The 21709-nt window shown below is 47.6% G+C and carries 22 protein-coding genes and 1 tRNA gene; 5 read left to right on the top strand and 18 right to left on the bottom strand.

Annotated elements, in window-relative coordinates:
• Positions 1-62: 62 nt before the first annotated feature.
• The 4 genes from M0R47_RS13915 to M0R47_RS13930 all read right to left on the bottom strand — a co-directional run bounded on the left by M0R47_RS13915 (position 63) and on the right by M0R47_RS13930 (position 3034).
• Positions 63-263, bottom strand: coding sequence for a zf-HC2 domain-containing protein (locus M0R47_RS13915; protein ID WP_292555860.1), 201 nt, complete (start codon positions 261-263; stop codon positions 63-65).
• A complete protein-coding gene (locus M0R47_RS13920; RefSeq protein WP_292555862.1) occupies positions 256-837 on the bottom strand; it encodes a sigma-70 family RNA polymerase sigma factor in 582 nt (193 codons plus the stop codon). The genes M0R47_RS13915 and M0R47_RS13920 overlap by 8 nt, the downstream gene beginning before the upstream one ends.
• A gap of 29 nt (positions 838-866) precedes the next feature.
• Entirely contained in the window at positions 867-1895 is a 1029-nt protein-coding gene (locus M0R47_RS13925; RefSeq protein WP_292555864.1) for a methyltransferase domain-containing protein, read from the bottom strand.
• A gap of 233 nt (positions 1896-2128) precedes the next feature.
• Positions 2129-3034, bottom strand: a complete 906-nt coding sequence (locus M0R47_RS13930; RefSeq protein ID WP_292555865.1) for a LysR family transcriptional regulator — start codon at positions 3032-3034, stop codon at positions 2129-2131.
• Positions 3035-3722: 688 nt separating this feature from the next.
• Here M0R47_RS13930 and M0R47_RS13935 point away from each other — a divergent pair.
• From M0R47_RS13935 to M0R47_RS13945, 3 genes are read left to right on the top strand one after another with little or no spacing between them, the layout of a single operon-like run.
• Positions 3723-5429, top strand: a complete 1707-nt coding sequence (locus M0R47_RS13935; RefSeq protein WP_292555867.1) for a multicopper oxidase domain-containing protein — start codon at positions 3723-3725, stop codon at positions 5427-5429.
• 18 nt (positions 5430-5447) lie between these two features.
• Positions 5448-6092 carry an SCO family protein gene (locus M0R47_RS13940; protein ID WP_292555869.1) on the top strand — a complete coding sequence of 215 codons (645 nt, stop codon included), beginning with the start codon at positions 5448-5450 and terminating at the stop codon, positions 6090-6092.
• Between the two features lie 19 nt (positions 6093-6111).
• Positions 6112-7902, top strand: a complete 1791-nt coding sequence (locus M0R47_RS13945) for a hypothetical protein (RefSeq protein WP_292555871.1) — start codon at positions 6112-6114, stop codon at positions 7900-7902.
• Positions 7903-8043: 141 nt separating this feature from the next.
• Here M0R47_RS13945 and M0R47_RS13950 read toward each other — a convergent pair whose 3' ends face one another.
• The 5 genes from M0R47_RS13950 to lpdA form a co-directional block, all read right to left on the bottom strand.
• A complete protein-coding gene (locus M0R47_RS13950) occupies positions 8044-8901 on the bottom strand; it encodes a phosphate ABC transporter ATP-binding protein (protein ID WP_292555873.1) in 858 nt (285 codons plus the stop codon).
• On the bottom strand, positions 8894-9733 hold the full coding sequence (gene pstA, locus M0R47_RS13955) for a phosphate ABC transporter permease PstA (protein ID WP_292555875.1): 840 nt from the start codon (positions 9731-9733) through the stop codon (positions 8894-8896). The genes M0R47_RS13950 and pstA overlap by 8 nt, the downstream gene beginning before the upstream one ends.
• Positions 9726-10580, bottom strand: coding sequence for a phosphate ABC transporter permease subunit PstC (pstC, locus tag M0R47_RS13960; RefSeq protein WP_292555877.1), 855 nt, complete (start codon positions 10578-10580; stop codon positions 9726-9728). Before pstC ends, pstA begins: the two co-directional genes overlap by 8 nt.
• Positions 10561-11391, bottom strand: coding sequence for a phosphate ABC transporter substrate-binding protein (locus M0R47_RS13965; RefSeq protein WP_292555879.1), 831 nt, complete (start codon positions 11389-11391; stop codon positions 10561-10563). Before M0R47_RS13965 ends, pstC begins: the two co-directional genes overlap by 20 nt.
• A gap of 107 nt (positions 11392-11498) precedes the next feature.
• A complete protein-coding gene (lpdA, locus tag M0R47_RS13970; protein ID WP_292555881.1) occupies positions 11499-13646 on the bottom strand; it encodes a dihydrolipoyl dehydrogenase in 2148 nt (715 codons plus the stop codon).
• A gap of 286 nt (positions 13647-13932) precedes the next feature.
• Here lpdA and M0R47_RS13975 point away from each other — a divergent pair, with 286 nt between their 5' ends.
• Positions 13933-14694, top strand: a complete 762-nt coding sequence (locus M0R47_RS13975; protein WP_292555883.1) for a DUF547 domain-containing protein — start codon at positions 13933-13935, stop codon at positions 14692-14694.
• A gap of 14 nt (positions 14695-14708) precedes the next feature.
• On the opposite strand, the gene M0R47_RS13980 is transcribed toward M0R47_RS13975, so the two are convergent.
• Genes M0R47_RS13980 through M0R47_RS13995 form a run of 4 tightly spaced genes read right to left on the bottom strand, consistent with a single transcriptional unit; the run spans position 14709 to position 15750 of the window.
• Positions 14709-14930, bottom strand: coding sequence for an integrase core domain-containing protein (locus M0R47_RS13980; protein WP_292555885.1), 222 nt, complete (start codon positions 14928-14930; stop codon positions 14709-14711).
• Positions 14931-14947: 17 nt separating this feature from the next.
• Complete coding sequence (locus tag M0R47_RS13985; RefSeq protein ID WP_292555887.1) at positions 14948-15079, bottom strand: hypothetical protein; 132 nt, start codon at positions 15077-15079, stop codon at positions 14948-14950.
• Between the two features lie 43 nt (positions 15080-15122).
• Positions 15123-15557, bottom strand: coding sequence for an IS3 family transposase (locus tag M0R47_RS13990; RefSeq protein WP_292555888.1), 435 nt, complete (start codon positions 15555-15557; stop codon positions 15123-15125).
• A gap of 22 nt (positions 15558-15579) precedes the next feature.
• On the bottom strand, positions 15580-15750 hold the full coding sequence (locus tag M0R47_RS13995) for a hypothetical protein (RefSeq protein ID WP_292555890.1): 171 nt from the start codon (positions 15748-15750) through the stop codon (positions 15580-15582).
• Between the two features lie 391 nt (positions 15751-16141).
• Here M0R47_RS13995 and M0R47_RS14000 point away from each other — a divergent pair, with 391 nt between their 5' ends.
• Positions 16142-16585 carry a hypothetical protein gene (locus M0R47_RS14000; protein ID WP_292555892.1) on the top strand — a complete coding sequence of 148 codons (444 nt, stop codon included), beginning with the start codon at positions 16142-16144 and terminating at the stop codon, positions 16583-16585.
• Between the two features lie 135 nt (positions 16586-16720).
• Here M0R47_RS14000 and M0R47_RS14005 read toward each other — a convergent pair.
• From M0R47_RS14005 to M0R47_RS14025, 5 genes are all read right to left on the bottom strand, one after another.
• A tRNA-Ser gene (locus M0R47_RS14005) sits at positions 16721-16812 on the bottom strand.
• Between the two features lie 214 nt (positions 16813-17026).
• The gene (csrA, locus tag M0R47_RS14010; RefSeq protein ID WP_292555894.1) at positions 17027-17227 is read right to left on the bottom strand and encodes a carbon storage regulator CsrA; all 201 of its coding nucleotides are present in this window, start codon (positions 17225-17227) and stop codon (positions 17027-17029) included.
• 92 nt (positions 17228-17319) lie between these two features.
• Positions 17320-18546, bottom strand: coding sequence for an aspartate kinase (locus tag M0R47_RS14015; RefSeq protein WP_292555896.1), 1227 nt, complete (start codon positions 18544-18546; stop codon positions 17320-17322).
• A 13-nt stretch (positions 18547-18559) separates the two neighbouring features.
• On the bottom strand, positions 18560-21172 hold the full coding sequence (alaS, locus tag M0R47_RS14020) for an alanine--tRNA ligase (RefSeq protein ID WP_292555898.1): 2613 nt from the start codon (positions 21170-21172) through the stop codon (positions 18560-18562).
• A gap of 47 nt (positions 21173-21219) precedes the next feature.
• Positions 21220-21705, bottom strand: coding sequence for a regulatory protein RecX (locus tag M0R47_RS14025; RefSeq protein ID WP_292555900.1), 486 nt, complete (start codon positions 21703-21705; stop codon positions 21220-21222).
• Between the last annotated feature and the right edge of the window lie 4 nt (positions 21706-21709).

A 21709-nucleotide genomic window follows, 5' to 3' on the forward strand; every position in this document is an offset into this window, starting at 1 on the left:
AAGGGAGCTGGCTGCAACGCTTACAACGCTGATTGTGACGCATTGATAAATTGATCCCCGATTCAAGATTTCCTATCCAGTCTGCTTTGCAGATTGTCGGTGTAATGACGCGCCGCCTTGCGGATGAACTGAGACTGGGTTCTGAAATTGCGGCAACGGATACACATCATCACATGCAGCCACACAGCAAAACGCTCGCCTAAGCTCAATTTTTTATCCAGTCCCTGGGAGATCAGGGCGGAAATATCTCGACAGCTACGCATGGTGTTTCTCCTTTTTTGTAGTATTGAACCAGTGGATTTCCAGGCATTCGCGCAATCTGAGTCGCGCGCGGTGCATGATCACCCAGTAATTAGCTTCACTGAGCCCTGTTTCCCGACACACTTCGACAGCTTCCAGACCAACCAGTTCGCGCAGCATAAACACCTTGGCCATTTTTGGCGGCAGATTGGTTTGGCAGGTCTCGTATATTGTCCAGAATTCCTGCTGTTTAAGAGCCGCTTCCGGATCGGACCAAGCCTTTGGTCCGTGGTTCCAGTGACCGCTACTCATAAAAAAATCGTCTTGCTCCGTTTCTCCCTCGTCCTCATCAGTCAGAGTAAACTTCGAGACAGTGTTTTCACGGGCGCTACGGCGCCAGTGATCGGCAATTTTGTATTTAAGAATGCCGATTAGCCATGTACGCAACTCCGACTTGCCCTCGAAACTCGATGCTGATTGCAAGGCAGCCAACAGTGTCTCCTGCACAACATCGTCGGCCAAATCACTGTCACGTAATTGCAGCAGCGCGTAGCGAAATAATATCGGCCGTTGTGCAGACAGGTTTTTCTCGGTCAATAGTGTTCCTGTTATCACTGCTGTGTTGCTCAGCAACACAAACCGTTGCTAGTACCGGATTCGGTTTGCGATCCCGGTGTACAGTCGAATAATCCGAAGTGTCGGGATTTTTCACCCAGCACTTGGAAATGCTGGGCATAGCGACTTGCAGACAGCATATCGGCGGTATTGCCGCAGACCCGTAATGGCCGGCCGGTTTCAAAGTGATGATGGTCGTCCAGATCGAAAGCATGCAGATGCTCGGGGATGGTGCCGAGGTAGCAGGCCACCTGCCCATAATCCTCACAACGGTCTTCCAGCGGAAGCTTGAAAGCGCTGACGGTGACCATGCCGATTTTAGCGGCAACCTCAGGATCGTCGAGACTGATGGAATTTTGTTTGACGACGCGCACATCGGGGCATCCCAGCTCGTGCAAGATCCGCCGGAAGTCTTCCCAATACAAGGCGCCGCCCAGGCATTCACCCAGCAAAACGGGGTCTTGGCGCAAGGGAGCAGGAATACGGCGATCGGCGAAGACGTCGGAAAAATAGAGTTCGCCACCCGGTTTTAATACCCGGAATATTTCCGCCAGCACCCTGGGTTTTTCCGGTGACAGGTTGATCACGCAATTTGAAATCACCACGTCGATGCTGCTGTCTTCGATACCGATAGCGGCCAGATTTTCGATATGGCCGTGCAAAAACTCGACATTAGCATACCCAAAGCGCTCTGCATGCCAGTCGCGATGGCGAACGGCGACTTCTAACTGTTCCGGCGTCATATCGACGCCAATCACCCGACCCTCCGGGCCAACCAGTTTCGACAGCAAATAACAGTCGCGTCCTGAACCGCAGCCCAGATCCAATACAGTCTTGCCCCATAAAGCCGGAGGCAACGGGGAACCGCAGCCATAAAAGCGTTCCAGCACTTCGGGATGCAAGCCTTTCAGCAAAGCTTTTAAATAATCGGGCATCGCGTCAATGCTGCAACAGGCACTGGTTTTCAAATCATTGCTGGATTGCAAAACCTGACCATAATAATAGCGAACGGATTCGCTGATTTCGATGCTGGCAGTCATAGGGTTCCTCTCGTGTTTCAAATTAAAAGCCGGCCGCAAGCAATTGTTGCTTGCGCTCTGCAGACAGTGATGAATAAGTCATTTGCAATGACTGTAGTTAATCATTTTCGAATTATTAACCATAAGTCGTTATAACAATAAGAAACCTTACAGAAAAAATTCAGTGAGCCAAACAAAAAATCCGGGATTAGGACATCCGCGAGCGCAACATCAATTAATTCGCACAGCTGTTCTCAAGAATTATTAATAAATATGTTTTTAATCAATTCCCTAAGCCATTTATGACCAGAATCCTGTGTTTCAATATCTCGCCAATAAAGGTTTAGATCTATTTTTTCAACATCGGTAAGGGTATGAATTTTAATCGGCAGGTGTTTTTCAAGTGTTTTTGCATACAAAAGAGGGCTAACAGCCACTAATGTTGTAGTAGAAACAGTAAAGAACACACTCCACATAGTCGCTACAGTAAAGCGAGGAGCATGATAGTCGGGATGGTTATTAAATACAGAAAATAAAAAATCAAAATTAGTACATTCATTTTTAAAACTAATGAAATCGAGTTTTATGATGTCATTAATAGTTAAATTATCCGGCAATGGCGAATGCTGGGGACCGGTGATTAATACTAGGGAGTCACTAAATAAAAATTCTTTATGTATCCCTTTTTCGGCAGGACGATCAACAAATAAGCCTAAATCCAACTGACCATTTTGTAGAGATTGACTGAAATTATTAATTTCGAAAAACTCGCGAATGATCTTTATCTTAGGCGCATAACGCTCAAGATGAGAGACAAGTTTGGTAAACAAGGCAATTTCACCATAGTTGGTCGTTGCAATTCGAAAAGTCCGTTCGGACGTTGCAGGATCAAAGTGGCTTTGTTGTGACAGAATGAATGCTATTTTTTGAAGACAGCATTTGACTTCAACATATAAAGCGTCAGCTTGGCGAGTAGGTGCAATAAAGCGACTGTTTTTGACAAAAAGCGTCATGTTTAAAGTGCTATTTAATCGTGTAATAGCATTACTGACAGCCGGTTGTGAAAGATGAAGCTGTTTAGCGGCCAGGGTAATGCTTTTACAATCATATACAGTAACAAAGACATGTAATAGGTTGAGGTCTATGTTGCGAATATTCATGATCGACTAACCCACTGAAATTTTAATTTTCATAAATAGAACAATTGAATTGCCAATATTGTTCACTGAAATTGAAATCAGAATCTCTTCACCGAGACGCGCAACTTCAAACCGCTACTTTGTCTGTCATGACTCCTTTTATGAATTGATGTCTTGTTGTCGACTCGTATTGTGATTATGCTCACATTAATAATGCAGCGTCGTCAAAACACCCGACAGCTACGGCTGCACTGAGAATATCGCATAGAGCCCCCAACCCGCCTATTCTGTACTCCTTCAAGCTCCACTCATCCATTCATTAAATTGATGAATAGATGCTATTCATATCTAGGATTTTTTAATTATCGTTAAACATGTAATTATTGTACTACGTAAAATTACGTAGGGTTATGTTTACAAAAATTCTGGCTATTTACTCCACAACTTTTCTACAACGAGTATGCCTAAATGGGCTAATTAGTAGTTTTTATTAAGTTGAGCGAGGCATGCGCCATGTGTTGGTAATTCAGGATAGTCATTCTTGGCTCTGTTATTGAATTAATTTAGGTGACTATTACCCGTCTGTTTAAGATTTCTTCACTCGTTATAAGCTACATAAAAATCAATCAGGTATGTAGTTATTCTGAATGGTTACCATAATTTATCTATAGAAAGGCATTAACGTATGACTAATACATCAAGAAGGCACATGCTTAAACTAAGCTTGCTAACAGCAGGCGCTGGCGTGGCAACATCGCAACAAATTTTCGGTGCTGGAGCATTGGTCGGGGATTTGTGCACCTCAGGCGAGGTATCACTCGCCGAAGATGACCCCGGTTCGCACGACTTTAATCTGAGTCTTTTCGCAGACCCTCTGCCGATTATACCGGTTGCTGAGCCCATAAATTTCCCGTTAGACCCTCCGATTGATCCTGCAAGACATCAACGCTACAGTGAGTTTTTACCGCAGAAAACTTATATTCAAGTACTCCGGGAATTTGACCATCAATACCATAGTGGAATACCCTTCGCTACTAGAGTATGGGGATTCAATGGTAATGTTCCCGGTCAAACTTTTCATGCCCGCTATGGCGAGCCTGTCCTGATTCGTCGCTATAATGAGTTGCCGGCAGACCATGTTGGTTTTGCGCTGCCTTCTATTACGATCCATCTACACAATCTGCATCATGCTTCAGAAAGCGATGGCATGCCTTGGGATTGGGTTGAACCAGGTTATTTTTGGGATTATCACCATGTTAATGCGCCTGCGGGTGGCGATCCGCTGCAAAAACAGACGACTCAGTGGTATCACGACCACCGCATGGATTTTACGGCGACTAATGTGTATATGGGACTGACCGGGTTTTACTTGCTGTTCGACAATCAGGACACCGGTAATGAGAACGATACCAGCCCAAATGCATTCAGGCTGCCCAGCGGCAAGTACGATGTTCCGATGATTCTTCATGACATCAGCCTTGGCGCAGACGGCCAGCTCTATCTTAGCCAGGACACCAATGGCTTTCTGGGCAGGTACTATACGGTCAATCGCAAAATCACCCCCTTTCTGGAAGTCGAGCCACGCAAATACCGCTTCCGTTTCCTGAACGGTGGGCCATCACGTTTCTATGAGTTGGGTCTGCGTTCCGACCAGCTTTTTAAAGTGATTGCTAATGATGGCAATTTACTGCCTAAACCCGTAACAGCGGAAACGATTAAATTGTCAGTGGCTCAACGTTTCGATGTTATCGTCGATTTTTCTCAATATCAGCCCGGCGCCTCAATCGTACTTGAAAATCTGATGGAACAGATTCGAGGTGAAGGGCCGACTGGCCGCCAATTCCCCAAAGGCGAAGGTGATCCGGTGATGGAATTCAAGGTTGTACCACTGACCGGACCTGACAATAGCCGCATTCCCAGCAAACTGCGAGCGCTGCCAAAAATAAATCTGAGTGAGGTCAAGAAGGAACGCCTGTTCAAATTTGACTACTTTGGCGGCATGTGGACCGTTAATGGTCTTGGCTTTGATATGGATCGCATGGATGCATATATCGAACAGGGCAGTGCGGAAATCTGGACCATACGCAACGGCGGCACTCGCTGGGAGCATCCGGTTCATATCCATTTTGAAGAATTCCAGATTCTGGAATTCAATGGTAAGCCTTTGAAAGAAAATGATGTGAACAATTCACGCAAGGATGTTTTGACCTTGGGCCCAGGTGATGAAGTGAAGCTGTTCTTCCATTTCCGGGATTTCCTCGGCTGTCATGTCATGCATTGCCACAATGTCGTACATGAAGATCACACCATGATGATTCACTGGCACATTGAGCCGCCCAAGCATGGCCCAGCTCTAGGTGAAATAATTGAACCGCGCCCCGTGATGCGTTTAGGCACTCCGCCCGCCGGCTTTTAATTTGAACAGGAATCGATCATGAAGAGTAGAAGACAATTTTTAACCGCCAGTGCCGCCGTATTGCCAGCCTTGGCTTTATCCGCCTGTGCAAATACCGGCACCAGCAACCTGTCAGCCGCTTCAACAGAAAGTCAACGCTGTAAAAAACCCGGAGGGCCGTCAGAAAAATATTTCCCTAATATCGTTGTCATGACCCATACAGGCCGCAAGGCTTGGTTCTATGATGATTTGATTAAGGGCAAGATCGTTGGCATCAATTTCATGTCGGTAAAATCTGAAGAACAGTTCCCCGTCACCCAGAATCTTGCGAAAGTTCAAGAACTGGTCGGGGACAAGCTGGGGCGAGGAACCTTTATGGTGTCTATTACAACCGATCCCGAACACGATACCCCGGCCGTTCTGGAAGCGTTCGCTAAAAAGCATGGCGCAAAAGACGGCTGGATCTTTGTAACCGGCAAACCTTCCGATATGCAAGCACTTTACCAAAAATTAGGCGCTCACGGAGGTTACGAAGGAGCGGGCGTTAATCATCATATCTGGCGCTACGGTAACGAGCCTTATGCACGATGGGCGGCCTCACATGCCATGGCAAAACCGCATCAACTCGCCGAGCGGCTATCGTGGGTCGAAGTGAAAAAAGACCCGAATTGCAAAAAGGCCTAGTGTTCAACAGGAAAATATCATGAAAAAAACATTATTAAGCCAGACATTTTTCGGTACGCTGGCCTTACTGTCCGTCGCTAATGGCTCAGCACTTGCCGATCCTAGCCCGAATTTGCCGAATGGCCCAGGCCAGTGTGTTCCTACGCAGCAAATGTTACCCAATGGTTCATTCAGAACCATTTACGTAGGTCATCCCTGTCCAAATGCTCGCCCGGCCATGCCGAGTCAAACTACAGTGGGAGATACGACAACAGTGATTACCAGTCCGTCACTCTTTGCTGAAAAAGACCCCTTTGTCAATCCTGCTCAGGCCACCAATCTTCTACCCAACTTTGATGGCAACCTGTTCGACGGCAATGGCGTGGAAATGCCGAATACCTTGCCATCCAGCGCTGCACATCCTTACAACCTGCATGAAACACCTCAGGTTAGCAGCATTAACGAGGCCTCGCCTGAGACCGATTTAGTGCATATTTTTAAGTTACTTAAGCAAGATAAAGATGAAATAGGAGGCGGTAAGGTCAATGGCAAAGGCAGTCATATAACCGAGAAACGACTACCAGGAGAGAATGGATTAAACAGCCAACAGCTAGCTGAACGCGCTCTGGATATTCTGGAAGGTAATTCTATACCCGACCGAATTTATAGTGGCATATCAGTCTTGCATTACAAAGGCCCCGAGAAAGTGGCTAAAGTCGATAAGGACACTAAAAATGTAAACATTCATCAGATCTGGTACGGCAGCCATATCGAGGCTGATGCCGCGTTTATTGATGTCAGCGAAGTCAAAGAAGAGCCATTCACCATCACTTACACTGTAGATGTGCTTCATCGCGGCGAGGATGATTTTGCGCCCATGGTGATGTATTTTGACGATCCGGCGCTCAGTATGCCGGGAATGCCGCCTATGCCGCACACCAGCATGGATACGACATTTTTCCCAATGCTCGATGGCAAACGCTATATTTTCAAGATGAAGATGCCTCCCGGAAAATACTACAACTTGTCTTATACCTGGGGCTGGAGAGAGCATCCGCCACGGGTTCAAGTCACGGAAAATGCCGCCAAGAAACTGCCTAATGAGGCGGGCGTTCCAAGGACGTTAGTGCAGTGGGAACAGGACGTGTTCGGCATGGCGCCATCGGCGAGTGTAGAGAACAAGCTTGCGGCCATCGCTAAAATTGGCGAACTCGCACCCGAAAAAAGAATGTGGCAGGCTGCGCGCAAAGCTGCCGGATACGCTGATGACACCTCCACATTGCCGGGAGCGCCTCCTTCAGATGTTGAGATCAGAGCTCTGATGGATGAAGCGCTGGCCGCTTTTGATGACTGGGGTCATCGGACCCGTTTGCCACGCGGAGTGCAGCCTGATCCAGACGCCGATGCGACGTTGCTTTATGTCAACAATACCATTTATGGTCAAATGAAAGGAGGAGGCATTGCTGAGTTGAGCAAATGGCGACTGCGCGGAACTAACGTTAAAATCACTTTACTAAATGGCGATCATTTTTTACACAGCTATCTGAGTCCCGATTTTGGCGGCTCACGCGGCTGGGAAAATCAGTTTCAATCTACTAAAGATATCGGTGGTTCTGGCTGTTGGTTTACTTTCGGACGCTTCCAGTGGTGGATGAACGCTGGCGGGCCATTCGGCATGATTAACGTACCACCTGTTGATGGCGTTGGTCTGGATGGAATTCCTAGCGTGCACAAGCTTGATTTCACTATGAACTACGAACCGTCTACAAGGCTGAGAATGTATCAATTTGACCCAGTGCATCATGAGACTGCGATATTCTCTTTGCACTAAGTTCATCATACGGTTGCATTTAAGATCAGAACCGGCATAAAAAAGAATCCGCTACGTCCGATCATACGGGTAGCGGATTTTCTTTGTCCGCATGAAAGCAGCCAGATCGATTCATTAATGTTTGGTCATAAAGTTATGATCTCAACCGCGATTGCCATTGACATAAGCCGCTGTTAATTCATGCGCTGGGGCTTCAAAAATCTGCTTACATTGGCCAAATTCGATCAGGCATCCGGCTCGCTGATCTTTGATCCAAAAAAAACCTGCGTAATTGGCAATGCGCCTAGCTTGTGCCAAATTATGAGTCACGATCACGACGGTGTATTTTCCACGTAAACGCTGAACCAAATCTTCCACTACACCTGAAGAAATCGGGTCTAAGGCACTGCACGGTTCATCCATCAATAATACTTTCGGTTTCAATGCCAATGCCCTGGCGATACACAGACGTTGTTGCTGCCCTCCGGACAGAGCCAGCGCCGAGGATTCCAGCCGGTCTTTCACTTCATCCCATAAGCCTACATCCTGTAGAACCTGTTGCATCACCTCATTCAAATCAGCTTGTTTACTCATGCCGTGTTCGCGTAGCGGCAGTTCAATATTGCGCCGGATCGACAGCGGAAACGGTACCGGTTTTTGAAAAATCATGCCGATATCGCGGCGTAAGCCTTGTACGTCAAGGGCCGGATGACGTAAATCTCTACCCTCAAAATGCACATTGCCCGACACGCGGCAATCCGGAATCATATCGGTCATCCGGTTAAGCACTGACAGGAAACTGGTTTTACCGCAACCTGAAGGCCCGATCAACGCGGTAATACATCCTTTATAGACATCCAGTGAAACATTCTCCAACGCCGGTTTTTTTCCGTAATGCAGAGACAGGTTGTCAACCCGAATCAGCGCTTCAGGATCGCAGCACGGAGGGCCAGCCTGCAAAGGCCCCAAGGTATAAGCCGCATTCATCTGGGTTTTATCGCCCCGCTCAACTTCACTCATACGCTACAACGCTCCCGTGCAACCACTGCTTAGCCAAGCTCATGGCTACACTGTTGATGATTAATAAAAGCAAGATTAACACCAGCGCAGAGGAATAGGCATTAGTATCGCCGCCCGCCACATTCATGGACAGGTCATAAATATGTACCGATAAGGCCCTGCCGGAATCGAATAGAGAATCCGGCATGCGATCGACATAACCGCTGGTAAAAACGAGTGCGGCGGTTTCAGCAACAGCCCGCCCGATGCCTAGCATTAAACCGGCGATCAAAGCCGGGGCGGCGCTTGGCAACAGCAGATGAACCAGCGTCGCGCTACGCGACATTCCTAAAGCTGCTGCCGCTAACCGATAATCATTGGGCGCTGACTGCAAGCCTTGTTCCGCGGTACGAATCAAAATAGGTAAAACCATACAGGCCAGAGTTAGGCCGCCTGACAAGATGGAAAAGCCCAAGCCCAGATAAATACAGAAAAACGCATTGCCAAACAGCCCGAATACAATGGAGGGAACGCCCGCCAGCACATCCAGACTGCCTCGCACCAAGCGGCCAACCACACTGTCATGCTGGGTGAATTCACTCAACAAAACAGCGGTAGCCAAACTAAGAGGCGTCGCGGTTAGCATCGCAACCAGCAAAATCAATAGCGTCGATATGATAATCGGCCCTATACCGCCGGAACGCCCTGCATTTGTAGGCGCTTCAGCTAGAAACGCCCAGGATAAATGAGTCAGTCCTGGAATAAGGATGTCCGACAGTAGCCAGACGAAGACGCCACTGACCATCATCGCCGTTAACCAGATGAGCATCGTTGCCAACGCATTTTTAAACATATCGGCGCTTTCGGGATATTAATTCAGCCGTGCCCACTAAAAGCAATACCGTGAACATTAAGGCCAAGCCGGATACAAATAAAGCCGCGCGATGGTCGCCCGTTGCGTAAGCCATTTCCAAGGCAATATTCGCAGTGAGTGTACGGACCGAGTCAAACAAACTATGCGGTTGCTGCACCACATTGCCGGCTACCATCAACATCGCCATCGTTTCACCAATGGCTCTGCCTGCCGCCAGCATAACGCCAGCGGTTATGCCCGATCGAGCGGCGGGCAAAGTTATACCGCTGATCAAACCCCAACGCGATAGACCCAAGGCAGCCGCTCCGCGCAGATAAGCCGCCGGGACCGCAGCTAATGCCGAATCAGCAGTTAATGCCACGGTCGGCAAAATCATCAACGTTAATACCAGTATTCCGGTCAACAGACTGACACCGGGCGGATGCAGATGGCCGATTAACGGCGCTAACGTTGTTAATCCCCAAAAGCCGCAAACGACCGAGGGAATGCCTGCCAGTAATTCAATCAAACGACGATAACAACCTGCAAGCAATGACGGCGCATAATAACGGCTGAACAAGGCTGAAGCGATGCCCAGTGGTGTCGCCAGCAACACGGCACCCAATGTTGAATAACACGTAGCCGACAGCATCGGCGTCAGCTTATATAACCCCTCCACCGGATGCCAGGACGCATCGGTAACAAAACGTATCAAGGCGATATGCTGCAATACCGGCCAAGATTCCTTGAGCAAAAACAACAGAATCAACAGCACTAGCGCTGCCGCAAGCAGCGCACAGCCCCGTAACAGCACGGCCAGTTGCCTGTCAGCGCGCGACAGGGACAAAGTACTGCGCCTCGATCAGATCATTAATTTGTGTTGAACTGGCAAATTCGATGAAGTCTTTGACGATTCCGACAGGCTCGGTACGGGTCACCAGATTCAACGGTCTGGAAAGAGGAAAACTGCGGTTGCGCACATTTTTTACCGAAGCCGCTATGCCTTCCAAGGGTAGTAATTTAATTGCCACGCCTTGCCCTGCCCCATATTCGGCTGTCCCCACAGAAACGTAACCAATGGCATCCGGATTGCCAACCACCGTTTTAATGCCTTGCTGATTATCGCCAATAACCACATGGGGCTTGACATCGGTATTTTTCAAACCGAAATAATGCAGAAACAGTTCCAGTGTCGAACGGCCTTCTGCTTTATTGACCACGGTAATAGGGGCATCGTTGCCGCCAACCTCTTTCCAGTTGATGATTTTGCCGGTATAGATGTCGATGATTTGCTGTTTATTCAGCGATTGGACAGGATTAGCCTTATTTAAGATGACGCTGATCCCATCCAAGGCAACGGTAAAACCTAATAAATCTTTTTCATCATCCTTTAATGCTCGGGAAGCCATACCAATATCGGCAAGTCCGGCTCGGGCATCGCTGACCCCGCGAGAGGAACCGCCGGTCTGCACATCTACCCGCACATTACTGTGTAACGACTCAAAGCGTTTGCCGATTTCCGCAGCAAGCGGCGCTATGGTGCTGGAGCCGGTTAGCACCAGTTTTTCGATTTTTGCATCATTGGGTTTTGTTCTCCAAAATCCCCAGACTGCGCCTATAAGTACAATAAGCGCTACAACTATACCCAGTTTTTTCATGCTTAATTCCCTTGTTATCATCGAATAATATTGTGTATACAGTGAACCTGACAACCTTGCGATTAATATTGGTCGTCATTGCCCAACAATCCTTACCTATTATTTACTCAACCCCTGCGCCAGTCATGGAAACGTCCAACCCACCGCAACAAGCCTTCCGGCGCATGGTTGCGTTTCCAGACGCCGGCTACATATTTGTTCGCCTCGGCCATGGTTGGATAAATATGGATGGTGCCAAGCAACTTGTTCAAACCGATATTGTGTTTCATCGCCAGCACAAATTCAGCAAGCAGATCACCGGCATGTTCGCCGACGATCGTCACACCGAGTATCCGGTCTTTACCAGGTTGGGTCAGCACTTTGACAAAGCCATGCGCTTCACCGTCGGCAATGGCTCGATCCAGATCGTCAAGTTGATAAGTGCTGACTTCATAGGCAATGTTTTGCTCTTTGGCATCCTGCTCATTCAGGCCAACCCTGGCGACTTCAGGATCAATAAAGGTAGCCCAGGGAATGACTGAATAATCGGTTTTAAATTTCTTAAAACCGCCGAACAGCGCATTCACCGCCGCATACCAAGCTTGATGGGCTGCGGTATGGGTGAACTGGAACGGTCCGGATACGTCACCGCAGGCAAAAATATTCGGATAATTAGTCTGCTGGAAATCATTAACAGCAACGGTGCGTCGCGGCGATAGTTCAACGCCCAATTGTTCAAGACCATAACCTTGGGTATTGGCAATCCTGCCAATGGCTAATAATACTTGATCGAAGGGAATACGCACGTCTTGACCTTGATGCTCGGCAATCAGGATTTTTTCACCGTTTTCGATGATGAATTTTTTGGCGGTATGCTCAACAAGCACATCGATACCTTCCTGGCGGAACTTTGCCATGACTATTTCAGAAACATCACTATCTTCCCGGATCAGCAAACGCGGTGCCATTTCCACTTGGGTCACCTTGCTGCCGAAACGGGCAAAGCTTTGCGCCAGTTCGCAGCCGATAGGCCCACCACCCAGTACAACCAGACGTTTGGGCAATTCACGCAACGCCCAAATGTTATCGGAAGTTAAATAGCCGACCTCTTCTACACCTGGAATTGATGGAACAAACGGGCGCGCACCGGCGGCGATCACGACGGAACGGGTAGTAATGGTTCGGGTTTCACCGGCTGTTGTTACCTGAACTTCCCAAGGAGAAAGAATTTTAGCCTCACCTTCAACGACTTCAACGCCCAAGTCTGAATAACGCTGTACGGAATCGTGCGGTTCGACGGCTTTGATAATCGACTGCACCCGCTCCATGACATCGGCAAAATCAAATTCAGCGTCGGCTTTTTTGATGCCGAAATCTCCCGCTCTTTTAATATGGGACAGCAGTTTAGCGGAACGGATTAAGGCTTTTGACGGCACACAGCCGGTGTTCAGGCAATCACCGCCCATTTTATGTTTTTCAATCAAGGTGACTTTGGCTTTGACGGCGGCGGCAATGTAAGACGTAACCAAACCACCAGAGCCACCGCCAATGACGACGATATTATTATCAAAACGGGTAGGCTTAGGCCATTGGGCGTAGACTTTGTTCGCTTGAATAGCTTCAACAAATTTATTGGCAATCAACGGAAAAATGCCCAGTAATACAAACGAACCGATCAGACCAGGCGACAAAATACCCGACAAGGACTCCAGTTGCCCCAGCTGGGTTCCTGCGTTCACATAAACAAGGGTTCCGGCCAGCATACCTATTTGACTGACCCAATAAAAAGTCTGTGTTTTTAGATTGGTCAGGCCCATCATCAGGTTAATCACAAAAAACGGAAAAACCGGTACTAATCTCAACGTAAAGAGGTAAAGTGCGCCTTCTTTAGCCACACCTGCATCAATCGCTTGTAAGCGTTCGCCAAAGCGCGATTTAACTGCATCACGAAACAAAAAGCGCGCGGCCAAAAAGGCCAGTGTGGCGCCAATCGTAGAGGCAAACGAGACAATCAACGTCCCCCACAGTAAGCCGAACACGGCGCCACCGGCCAATGTAAGAATGGCGGCGCCTGGTAAAGATAAACCTGTCACGGCAATATAAGTCAGCGCATAAATAGCTATGGTCATAACGGGATGATTACTACGATAAGTCTCAATTGATTCTCGCTGCGTCTTCAGTGCTTCCAAGGTCAAGTAGCTTTGTAAATCGAAGATAAAAAAAGCAGCAATCAATACCGAGATAAAAGCCAATAGTGCCAAGCGAGAAGAAGTCATGTGGTTTTCCTTACATAGTGAATATCGGAAAAAAATAGCTATAAGCAGATATTGCCTATGGGAACACTGAAAAAGTGGAAGAGCCCAATGTAAATCTGCAAAAAGTAAAAATATACATAGTCAGTCGCATTCCCGAGGCAAACCTTACATGGAAATTCAATAATTGCTGAATTCAACGTTTGACATGAACTTGCCTGAAAAATAATGAAGCAGAAGATTCAAGTTTTGTAAGTTATCGTTGGTAAGAACGACTATTAGGTACGAATAATTTTTTAGGAGACAGGTAATGAAACACTTAATGATATTCACAACCCTGCTGATACTGAGCTTTAACTCGTTTGCCGCAGAACCGAACTGGAGCGCTTATGCCGAAGTGTTAAAAAGTGTCAGTCAGGCAACAAAGAACAATGTCAAACTGGCCTTGGTGGATTATCGGGCGCTTAAAGAAAACGGTAAGTTGGAAGCTGTCTACCGGCAATTATCGAATTTTCCTGTTAAAAGTCTCAGCAATAAAGAAGAAAAACTGGCCTTTTACATTAATGCTTACAATATCCTGGCGTTAAAAATGGTTCTTGACCACTGGCCAATTGACAGCATCAAGGATGTCGGTAGTCTAATCAATCCTGTGTGGGGCAAGTCCGCGGGTGATATTGATGGTAAAACTGTCTCGCTGGATGAAATAGAGAATAACATCCTGCGCCCAATGGGTGAGCCACGCATTCATTTCGCCATCGTTTGCGCCTCGGTGAGCTGCCCTGATCTTCGCAATTTGCCTTATACCGCGTCAGGCCTAAATACTCAGCTGAATGAACAGGTACAACAGTTTCTGGACAATGCCGACAAAGGCCTCAGAATTGATAATAATCGCATCCAGATTTCCAGAATATTTGACTGGTTTGAGAAGGATTTTAAATCTGTCGGCGGTGTTGAAGCATTCATTCGCCGTTACCGAGCCGATTTACCCAAGTTACCGCTCAAGGATGACATTAATTACGATTGGAACGTAAACGGCATCACTGAGACACAATCAAGTGTAATGGTCAACTAAAACAGGACACTTTTTTAAGCAGATTCCTTGTAGAATTCCCGCTCAAATTCCAGCGGGGATTGGTCGCCTAGTTTTGAGTGCGCGCGTTGACCATTATAAAAAGCCAAATAATCAAGAATGCTCAGCTTCGCTGCCTCTTTGGTTCTGAATTTTTCATAGTTCAGTTGTTTGTGTTTTAAGCTTCGGAAAAATCGCTCTGTCGGCGAATTATCCCAACAGTTGCCTTTCCGGCTCATACTTTGTTGCCTCTTCATTATCCCCAAGTGATCTCGGTATTCCTGGCTTGCGTATTGGCTGCCTCGATCAGAATGATGTGTAAGCCTAGCTCCGGTTTTCGCCGCCAAGATGCCATTTGCAAGGCATTGACGCACAGCGAAGTCCGCATGTGATCCTCAATCGACCAACCCACCACTTGCCTGGAAAATAAATCAATAACAACCGCAACATAGAACCAGTCTTCCAGCGGTCATATCAGTCGTCCAGACTTTGTTGGGCGCAGCCACATCAAATTGTCTATTCAAGTGGTTAGGAGCAATCGCGTCCTTATGATCGCTGTTTGTCGTCACTTTGAACCGTTTTGGGTAGCGTGGTTTCAAGCCCAATTTCGTCATCAATCGTCGCGCTTTAAAACGCCCGACCTGAATATCTTCTTTTGCGAAGGCTTCAGATAAACGGCGAGAACCATAAACCTGCTTATTCTCGGCAAATAGCTGAATAGCCTTCGCTTCCAGCTGTTTTTGCTGAGCTTTTTTGTCCGTCTCTTCAGGTGTTTTGGACCACGCATAAAAGGCGCTGGTACTAACCCGCATGACTTTACACAGCGCGGTAACCGGAAATGTCTTCTGTTGCTCTCGAATATCCACAGGGCACAAGTAAATCCGTATTTTATTGGAGCTCTTTCACAAAGAAGACTGCGGCCTTTTTTAAGATGTCGCGCGCCATCCGCAATTGCTCAACTTCTTTACGTAAACGCGATAATTCGTCTTGATCCGTCAAATTCAAAACCTTTTTCTTGGTCGCAGAGGACGGTGTCGTTGCCCCTTGTTCGGCTCGCACCCAACGTCCAATAGCGCTCAGAGAGATGCCTAAATTATCGGCGGCCTGCTGGTCGTATAGCCTTTTTCATTCACTGACTTGGCCGCATCTTGTTTGAATTCAAGCGTGTATTTGGGCCGTTTATGTTTATTTTGATTACTCATCTTCACCTCTGATGACATTATAATTCTGTCTTTAGAAGTGTCCTGTTTTATTAGACCATTTCACATCTACGCAGTAAGGATGCCTCTGTCTGGAAAGAACTGATTCCGATGTACAGAAGATCAGTCCTACCTTCAGAGGAAGCATTGAAAAGAGTTGGTATCCCGACCTTTAAGATGAGTAAGGATACGATCATCACTTACAGAGGTGTCACTATGTCACTTAAAGCCGCAGTTGAGGCAGGATTGTTATGACCATTGATCAATTACATCAATACTTACAGTCTGACTTGAGGTTTGTCTTGGAGAATCCGACAGACGAGTCCAAAGTTGGGCTTGTCTCGACTATAAAGGCTTATCTAAACGAAGCTGCGCTCAAATCTGAGCGTACCTCTCTGTGGTGGATGAATCAAATCATCAGCATTGTCCGGTCTTTCTCACGATTCCCAACAAAGGAAGAGTATCACCGGGTTAACAGGATGACCCGTCAGTATCACGAACTGGTAACTTCAGGAATCATTGAGCCTGTGGGCGTGACCAGAAAGAAGCAGTTCGATACTTTGACGGATTGGTTCAGCCAAGAACTTGAAGACAGAGCTAGTGCTGTGATCAATAATCCAACAGATAACTCAATGAGAACACTGAAGGAGCAACTTAAGAGATTCTGTGAGAGGTCTAGGGTAAGTCTGGATTAATAGACTTGGAGAAAATACGTGGAGATTATCGGCAGTCTTTGCGTGTTTTTTCACACAATGCCCTGTTAACAAATCTGTTAACATTTTTGAATAGCCTGAGCTATAACCACTCGAATTACAACTAAAATATCTATGTGGCGGAGAGTGAGGGATTCGAACCCTCGATGGGCGATAAAACCCATACTCCCTTAGCAGGGGAGCGCCTTCAGCCTCTCGGCCAACTCTCCAAATAGATTGTGCATATCTTTAAGCTACAGCCTTGTGCCCAAAAATAATTTTAAGAGGGAACCTCTTAAAAACTAAAATAATCCTTTTTTCCTAATGATGCCAAGATGCAAAGACTACCTTCTTCGCAAAGATATCTTTGCGAAATACTTCATTCCTTGTTCACATCGTTAGCTGGTGAGTGCCATAGGCACTCATAAAGTTCCTGCCGCGAATTTACTCTTCAGAACCAGTCAGTCCTGCCGGACCACTCTGTTCTTTTTTAATCCTTTCGTAAATTTCTTCCCTATGTACAGAAACTTCTTTGGGTGCGTTAACACCTATGCGAACCTGATTTCCTTTAACTCCGAGGACAGTGACGGTAACTTCATCACCAATCATCAAAGTCTCTCCTACCCGACGAGTCAAGATAAGCATGGCTACTCCCTATAAATGTTAAAAACGAACTGTTCTTAAACAGCATCCAACCAAGACGCGTAATTATAGCAGCTTTTTCTTATAAATAAAGCTTAAGATTCTATTTCTTGATCTAATTTAAATGCGGCATGCAATGCCCTGACTGCGAGCTCTAGATATTTTTCATCGACTACGACCGATATTTTGATCTCGGATGTTGAAATCATTCGGATATTAATACCCTCATCAGCCAATGCCTTAAACATAGTGCTGGCAATGCCTGCGTGGGAACGCATACCTACACCGACAATCGATACCTTGACGATGCTGTCATCGCCAGTGACATTTCTAGCACCCAATTCGGAGCAAGTTTTGTCCAACAAGGTTTTCGCCCGCTGATAATCATTGCGATGCACCGTAAAGGTAAAATCAGTGGTCGCATCGTCAGCGATATTCTGGATAATCATGTCAATTTCGATATTGGCATCGGCAATCGGTCCCAGAATTTTAAAGGCCACGCCCGGCAAATCAGGTACGCCGGTAATGGTTAATTTGGCCTCATCCCGATTAAACGCGATTCCTGAAACTAAAGCACTTTCCACTTGTGATTCCTCGTAGGTAATGAGCGTACCCTTACCTTCTTTAAATGATGATAATACGCGTAACGCAACGTTATATTTGCCGGCAAATTCTACCGATCTGATCTGCAATACTTTCGAGCCGAGGCTGGCCATTTCCAGCATTTCCTCAAAAGTGATTTTATCAAGCCTGCGGGCTTTCGGTTCCACTCTGGGATCGGTGGTGTAAACGCCGTCCACATCGGTATAGATATGGCATTCATCGGCCTTTAAAGCTGCCGCCAGCGCCACAGCCGTGGTATCGGAACCGCCGCGCCCCAACGTGGTGATATTGCCGTGTTCGTCGGCACCCTGAAAACCCGCAACCACCACCACTTTACCTTCATTAAGATGAGTCCGGATGCGTGCATCGTCTATATTGCGGATACGCGCCTTAGTGTGACTACTGTCGGTCAGGATTTTTACCTGACTGCCGGTATAAGAACAGGCGTCGCAGCCCAACTCATGCAAAGCCATGCTTAACAATGAAACGGTAACCTGCTCACCGGTTGACAGCAGCACGTCCATTTCCCGATCGTTTGGATGTTTTTGCATGTCTTTTGCCAATTCAACCAAGCGATTGGTCTCGCCGCTCATCGCGGAAACCACGACGACAATTTGATTGCCCTGATCGTGAGCTTTTTTAACTTTTTCGGCGACCGCTTTAATGCGCTCGACATTACCTACCGAGGTGCCGCCAAATTTGTACACATATAATGCCATTTAATAAAACCTTCTAAGCGCCAAGTTGCGTTTGGACCCAAGCCGGAACCCCAGCCAATGCGTCAGCCAAACCGGATGGGTTATTGCCTCCGGCCTGAGCCATATCGGGTCTGCCGCCGCCTTTTCCGCCGACTTGAGTGGCAACGAAATTCACCAGATCGCCGGCCTTTATATGCCCCATCTGGTCTTTAGTCACACCGGCTATCAAGCTGACCTTGTCGCCGTCAACGACTGCCAACACAATCGCGGCGCTGCCTAACTTGTTTTTTAACTGATCGACCATATCCTTTAGGGATTTAGGATCAACACCCTCCAACTTGGCCGCCAGCACTTTTACGCCGCCAACATCGACAGCCTGAGCGCCTAGTTCATTACCCGCAGAGCTGGCAAGCTTCGCATTTAAACGCTCTAACTGCTTTTCCAACAGCCGGGCTTTCTCTATCAGCTGCTCGACTTTCTCGGGCGCTTTTTCGGGTGCGCTTTTGACCAAACCGGCAATACTGGCAAGTGCCTGGTCGCGACTGAGTATCCAGTCAAAGCAAGCGCCACCGGTTACCGCTTCGATACGCCGAACGCCTGCCGCCACACCGGTTTCGTTAATGATTTTAAAGCAGCCTATGTCCCCTGCCCGCTCAACATGCGTACCGCCGCAAAGCTCGGTGGAAAATTCGCCGATTTTCAGCACCCTGACTTCATCGCCGTATTTCTCGCCGAATAGCGCCATGGCACCGGCCTTAACCGCCTCATCTTTTGCCATGATCTGCGCGTCAACAGGGTTGTTAGCCCGAATCTGCTCATTAACGATTCGCTCAACGGTGCTGATTTCAGCAGCCGTGACCGGCTCAAAATGAGAAAAGTCGAACCGCAGCCGCTCGGGGTTAACCAACGAACCTTTCTGCGCGACATGATCGCCCAAAACCTGCCTTAATGCAGCATGAAGCAAATGGGTTGCCGAATGGTTAAGCTCGGTTGCCTTTCTGTCCGCCGCGCTGACACGAGCATCGCACAACTGACCTTTAGTCAGGGTTCCGGTAAGCAATTTACCTTTATGCAGGAACAGGTTTCCGCCCTGTTTTTGGGTATCGGTGACTTCAAATACCGCGCCATCCGCTTCAATTTTGCCGCAATCGCCGACCTGGCCGCCGGACTCTGCATAGAACGGCGTTTTATCTAAAATAACAACGCCCTCTTCGCCATCTTCCAAGCTGTCTACCGGCTGGCCTTTTTTGTACAGACCGATGATATGCACTTGGTCATCAAGAAGGTTGTAACCGGTAAATTCGGTCTGTGCATCGAGCTTTATGTCCTGATCGTAATCGGCGCCAAAGCTACTGGCTGATCTCGCCCTGTCACGCTGCGCCGACATCGCCGTTTCAAATCCGGCATGATCGACAGTCAGGTTATTTTCACGGGCAAAATCGGCAGTCAAGTCGACAGGAAAACCATAGGTGTCGTAAAGCTGGAATACGGTTTCGCCGGGAATGACTGAGCCTTCCATTTTGGCGACGCAGGCTTCCAGAATTTTCATACCTTGATCCAAGGTTTCAGCAAAGCGCTCTTCTTCTTTTTTCAGCACCCGCTCAACTTGCTCTTGTGCAACTTTAAGCTCAGGGAACGCTTCGCCCATTTCCTCAACCAGCGGCGCGACCAACTTATAAAAGAACACATCACGGATACCCAAACGATAACCATGCCGGATCGCGCGGCGAATAATACGACGCACCACATAACCGCGACCCTCATTGGACGGCATCACGCCATCTGCTACCAAGAATGCACAAGAACGGATGTGATCGGCAACCACCCGTAGCGAGCTTTGCGTCAAGTCGTCGGTACCGGCAAGGGCCGCCGCCGCTTTCAACAGCTTCTGGAATAAATCGATTTCGTAGTTGCTATGCACGCCCTGCAATACTGCCGCAATGCGTTCAAGGCCCATACCGGTATCAACCGATGGCTTTGGCAACGGTGTTAACGAGCCATCAGCGGCACGGTCGTATTGCATGAATACCAGATTCCAGATTTCAATATACCTGTCACCATCTTCATCCGGCGATCCTGGAGGCCCACCGGCAATATCCGCGCCGTGATCATAGAATATTTCGGTACAAGGTCCGCAAGGCCCCACATCGCCCATCGACCAGAAGTTATCCTTGGCGCCGATTCTTGAAAACCGAGCAGCAGAAATGCCAACATCATCCAGCCAGATTTTTTCAGCTTCCGAATCTTCATCGAAAACGGTAACCCATAATTTTTCCGGCGGAATTTCCAGCTCTCGGGTTAAAAAGTCCCACGCGTAATGTATCGCTTCTTTTTTAAAATAATCGCCGAAACTAAAATTACCCAGCATTTCAAAAAAAGTATGATGCCTTGCGGTGTAGCCGACGTTTTCCAAATCGTTATGCTTGCCGCCTGCCCGGACGCAACGCTGACTGGTCGCGGCTCTATTGTAGTCGCGATGATCGCGGCCTAAAAACACATCTTTAAACTGCACCATGCCTGCATTGGTGAACAATAAGGTCGGATCATTGCCCGGAACCAGCGAGCTCGACGGCTGTATCGAATGTCCTCGCTCGCGAAAGAATTCCAGAAAGGCGGTGCGCAACTGGGCGCTAGTCATCTTTTTCATAATAAATAAATGCTTTTTAAAAAATCGGTCGCTAACTCTATGACAACTTAGAGAAATCTAATATTCAACTCATCAAATAACGCATTGATCATTGCGCCGGAGAAACCGCGATGCAATAAAAAACGGCTGCGTTTTGCCCACTCACTACGATCCAGCACAGTGTCATGGGGATATTTTTTACTGTAAACCTGTTCCAGCAGCGCTATCCAGCTACCGGCCTCTTCCCGCACGATGCTTTCAAGATCAACCGCCGCTATACCGTTTTGTTTAAGCTCCTGCTTCACGCGTATCGGTCCGTAGCCTTTCCGGATACGGAATCGGGCATAGTTTTCAGCGTACCTTAAATCATCTTGCCAGCCTTGCTCGGCCAGCTCGTCAATAACAGGCAGGGCGTCATCCTTGCTAAAACCTCTTAAAGCCAATTTGTTCAGCAATTCCTTCTGACTATGCTCTCTTCGTGCCAGTAGCCGAAGACAAATCTCTTCGACTTCTTTGGCAACGGGAGACTCATCGTCTTTGTTTGCCTCACTCAAAGCA

The organism is Methylobacter sp. (assembly GCF_023227905.1).
Taxonomy (GTDB): Bacteria; Pseudomonadota; Gammaproteobacteria; order Methylococcales; family Methylomonadaceae; genus Methylobacter_A.

Coding starts and splice junctions, on each gene's coding strand:
- M0R47_RS13980 (WP_292555885.1), bottom strand. CDS start 14,930: ATGAGCCGGAAAGGCAACTGTTGGGATAATTCGCCGACAGAGCGATTT.
- M0R47_RS13940 (WP_292555869.1), top strand. CDS start 5,448: ATGAAGAGTAGAAGACAATTTTTAACCGCCAGTGCCGCCGTATTGCCA.
- M0R47_RS13930 (WP_292555865.1), bottom strand. CDS start 3,034: ATGAATATTCGCAACATAGACCTCAACCTATTACATGTCTTTGTTACT.
- lpdA (WP_292555881.1), bottom strand. CDS start 13,646: ATGACTTCTTCTCGCTTGGCACTATTGGCTTTTATCTCGGTATTGATT.
- M0R47_RS13945 (WP_292555871.1), top strand. CDS start 6,112: ATGAAAAAAACATTATTAAGCCAGACATTTTTCGGTACGCTGGCCTTA.
- M0R47_RS13965 (WP_292555879.1), bottom strand. CDS start 11,391: ATGAAAAAACTGGGTATAGTTGTAGCGCTTATTGTACTTATAGGCGCA.
- M0R47_RS14015 (WP_292555896.1), bottom strand. CDS start 18,546: ATGGCATTATATGTGTACAAATTTGGCGGCACCTCGGTAGGTAATGTC.
- csrA (WP_292555894.1), bottom strand. CDS start 17,227: ATGCTTATCTTGACTCGTCGGGTAGGAGAGACTTTGATGATTGGTGAT.
- M0R47_RS13950 (WP_292555873.1), bottom strand. CDS start 8,901: ATGAGTGAAGTTGAGCGGGGCGATAAAACCCAGATGAATGCGGCTTAT.
- M0R47_RS13935 (WP_292555867.1), top strand. CDS start 3,723: ATGCTTAAACTAAGCTTGCTAACAGCAGGCGCTGGCGTGGCAACATCG.
- M0R47_RS14000 (WP_292555892.1), top strand. CDS start 16,142: ATGACCATTGATCAATTACATCAATACTTACAGTCTGACTTGAGGTTT.
- M0R47_RS13985 (WP_292555887.1), bottom strand. CDS start 15,079: ATGCGGACTTCGCTGTGCGTCAATGCCTTGCAAATGGCATCTTGGCGG.
- M0R47_RS13925 (WP_292555864.1), bottom strand. CDS start 1,895: ATGACTGCCAGCATCGAAATCAGCGAATCCGTTCGCTATTATTATGGT.
- alaS (WP_292555898.1), bottom strand. CDS start 21,172: ATGAAAAAGATGACTAGCGCCCAGTTGCGCACCGCCTTTCTGGAATTC.
- M0R47_RS13915 (WP_292555860.1), bottom strand. CDS start 263: ATGCGTAGCTGTCGAGATATTTCCGCCCTGATCTCCCAGGGACTGGAT.
- M0R47_RS13975 (WP_292555883.1), top strand. CDS start 13,933: ATGAAACACTTAATGATATTCACAACCCTGCTGATACTGAGCTTTAAC.
- pstA (WP_292555875.1), bottom strand. CDS start 9,733: ATGTTTAAAAATGCGTTGGCAACGATGCTCATCTGGTTAACGGCGATG.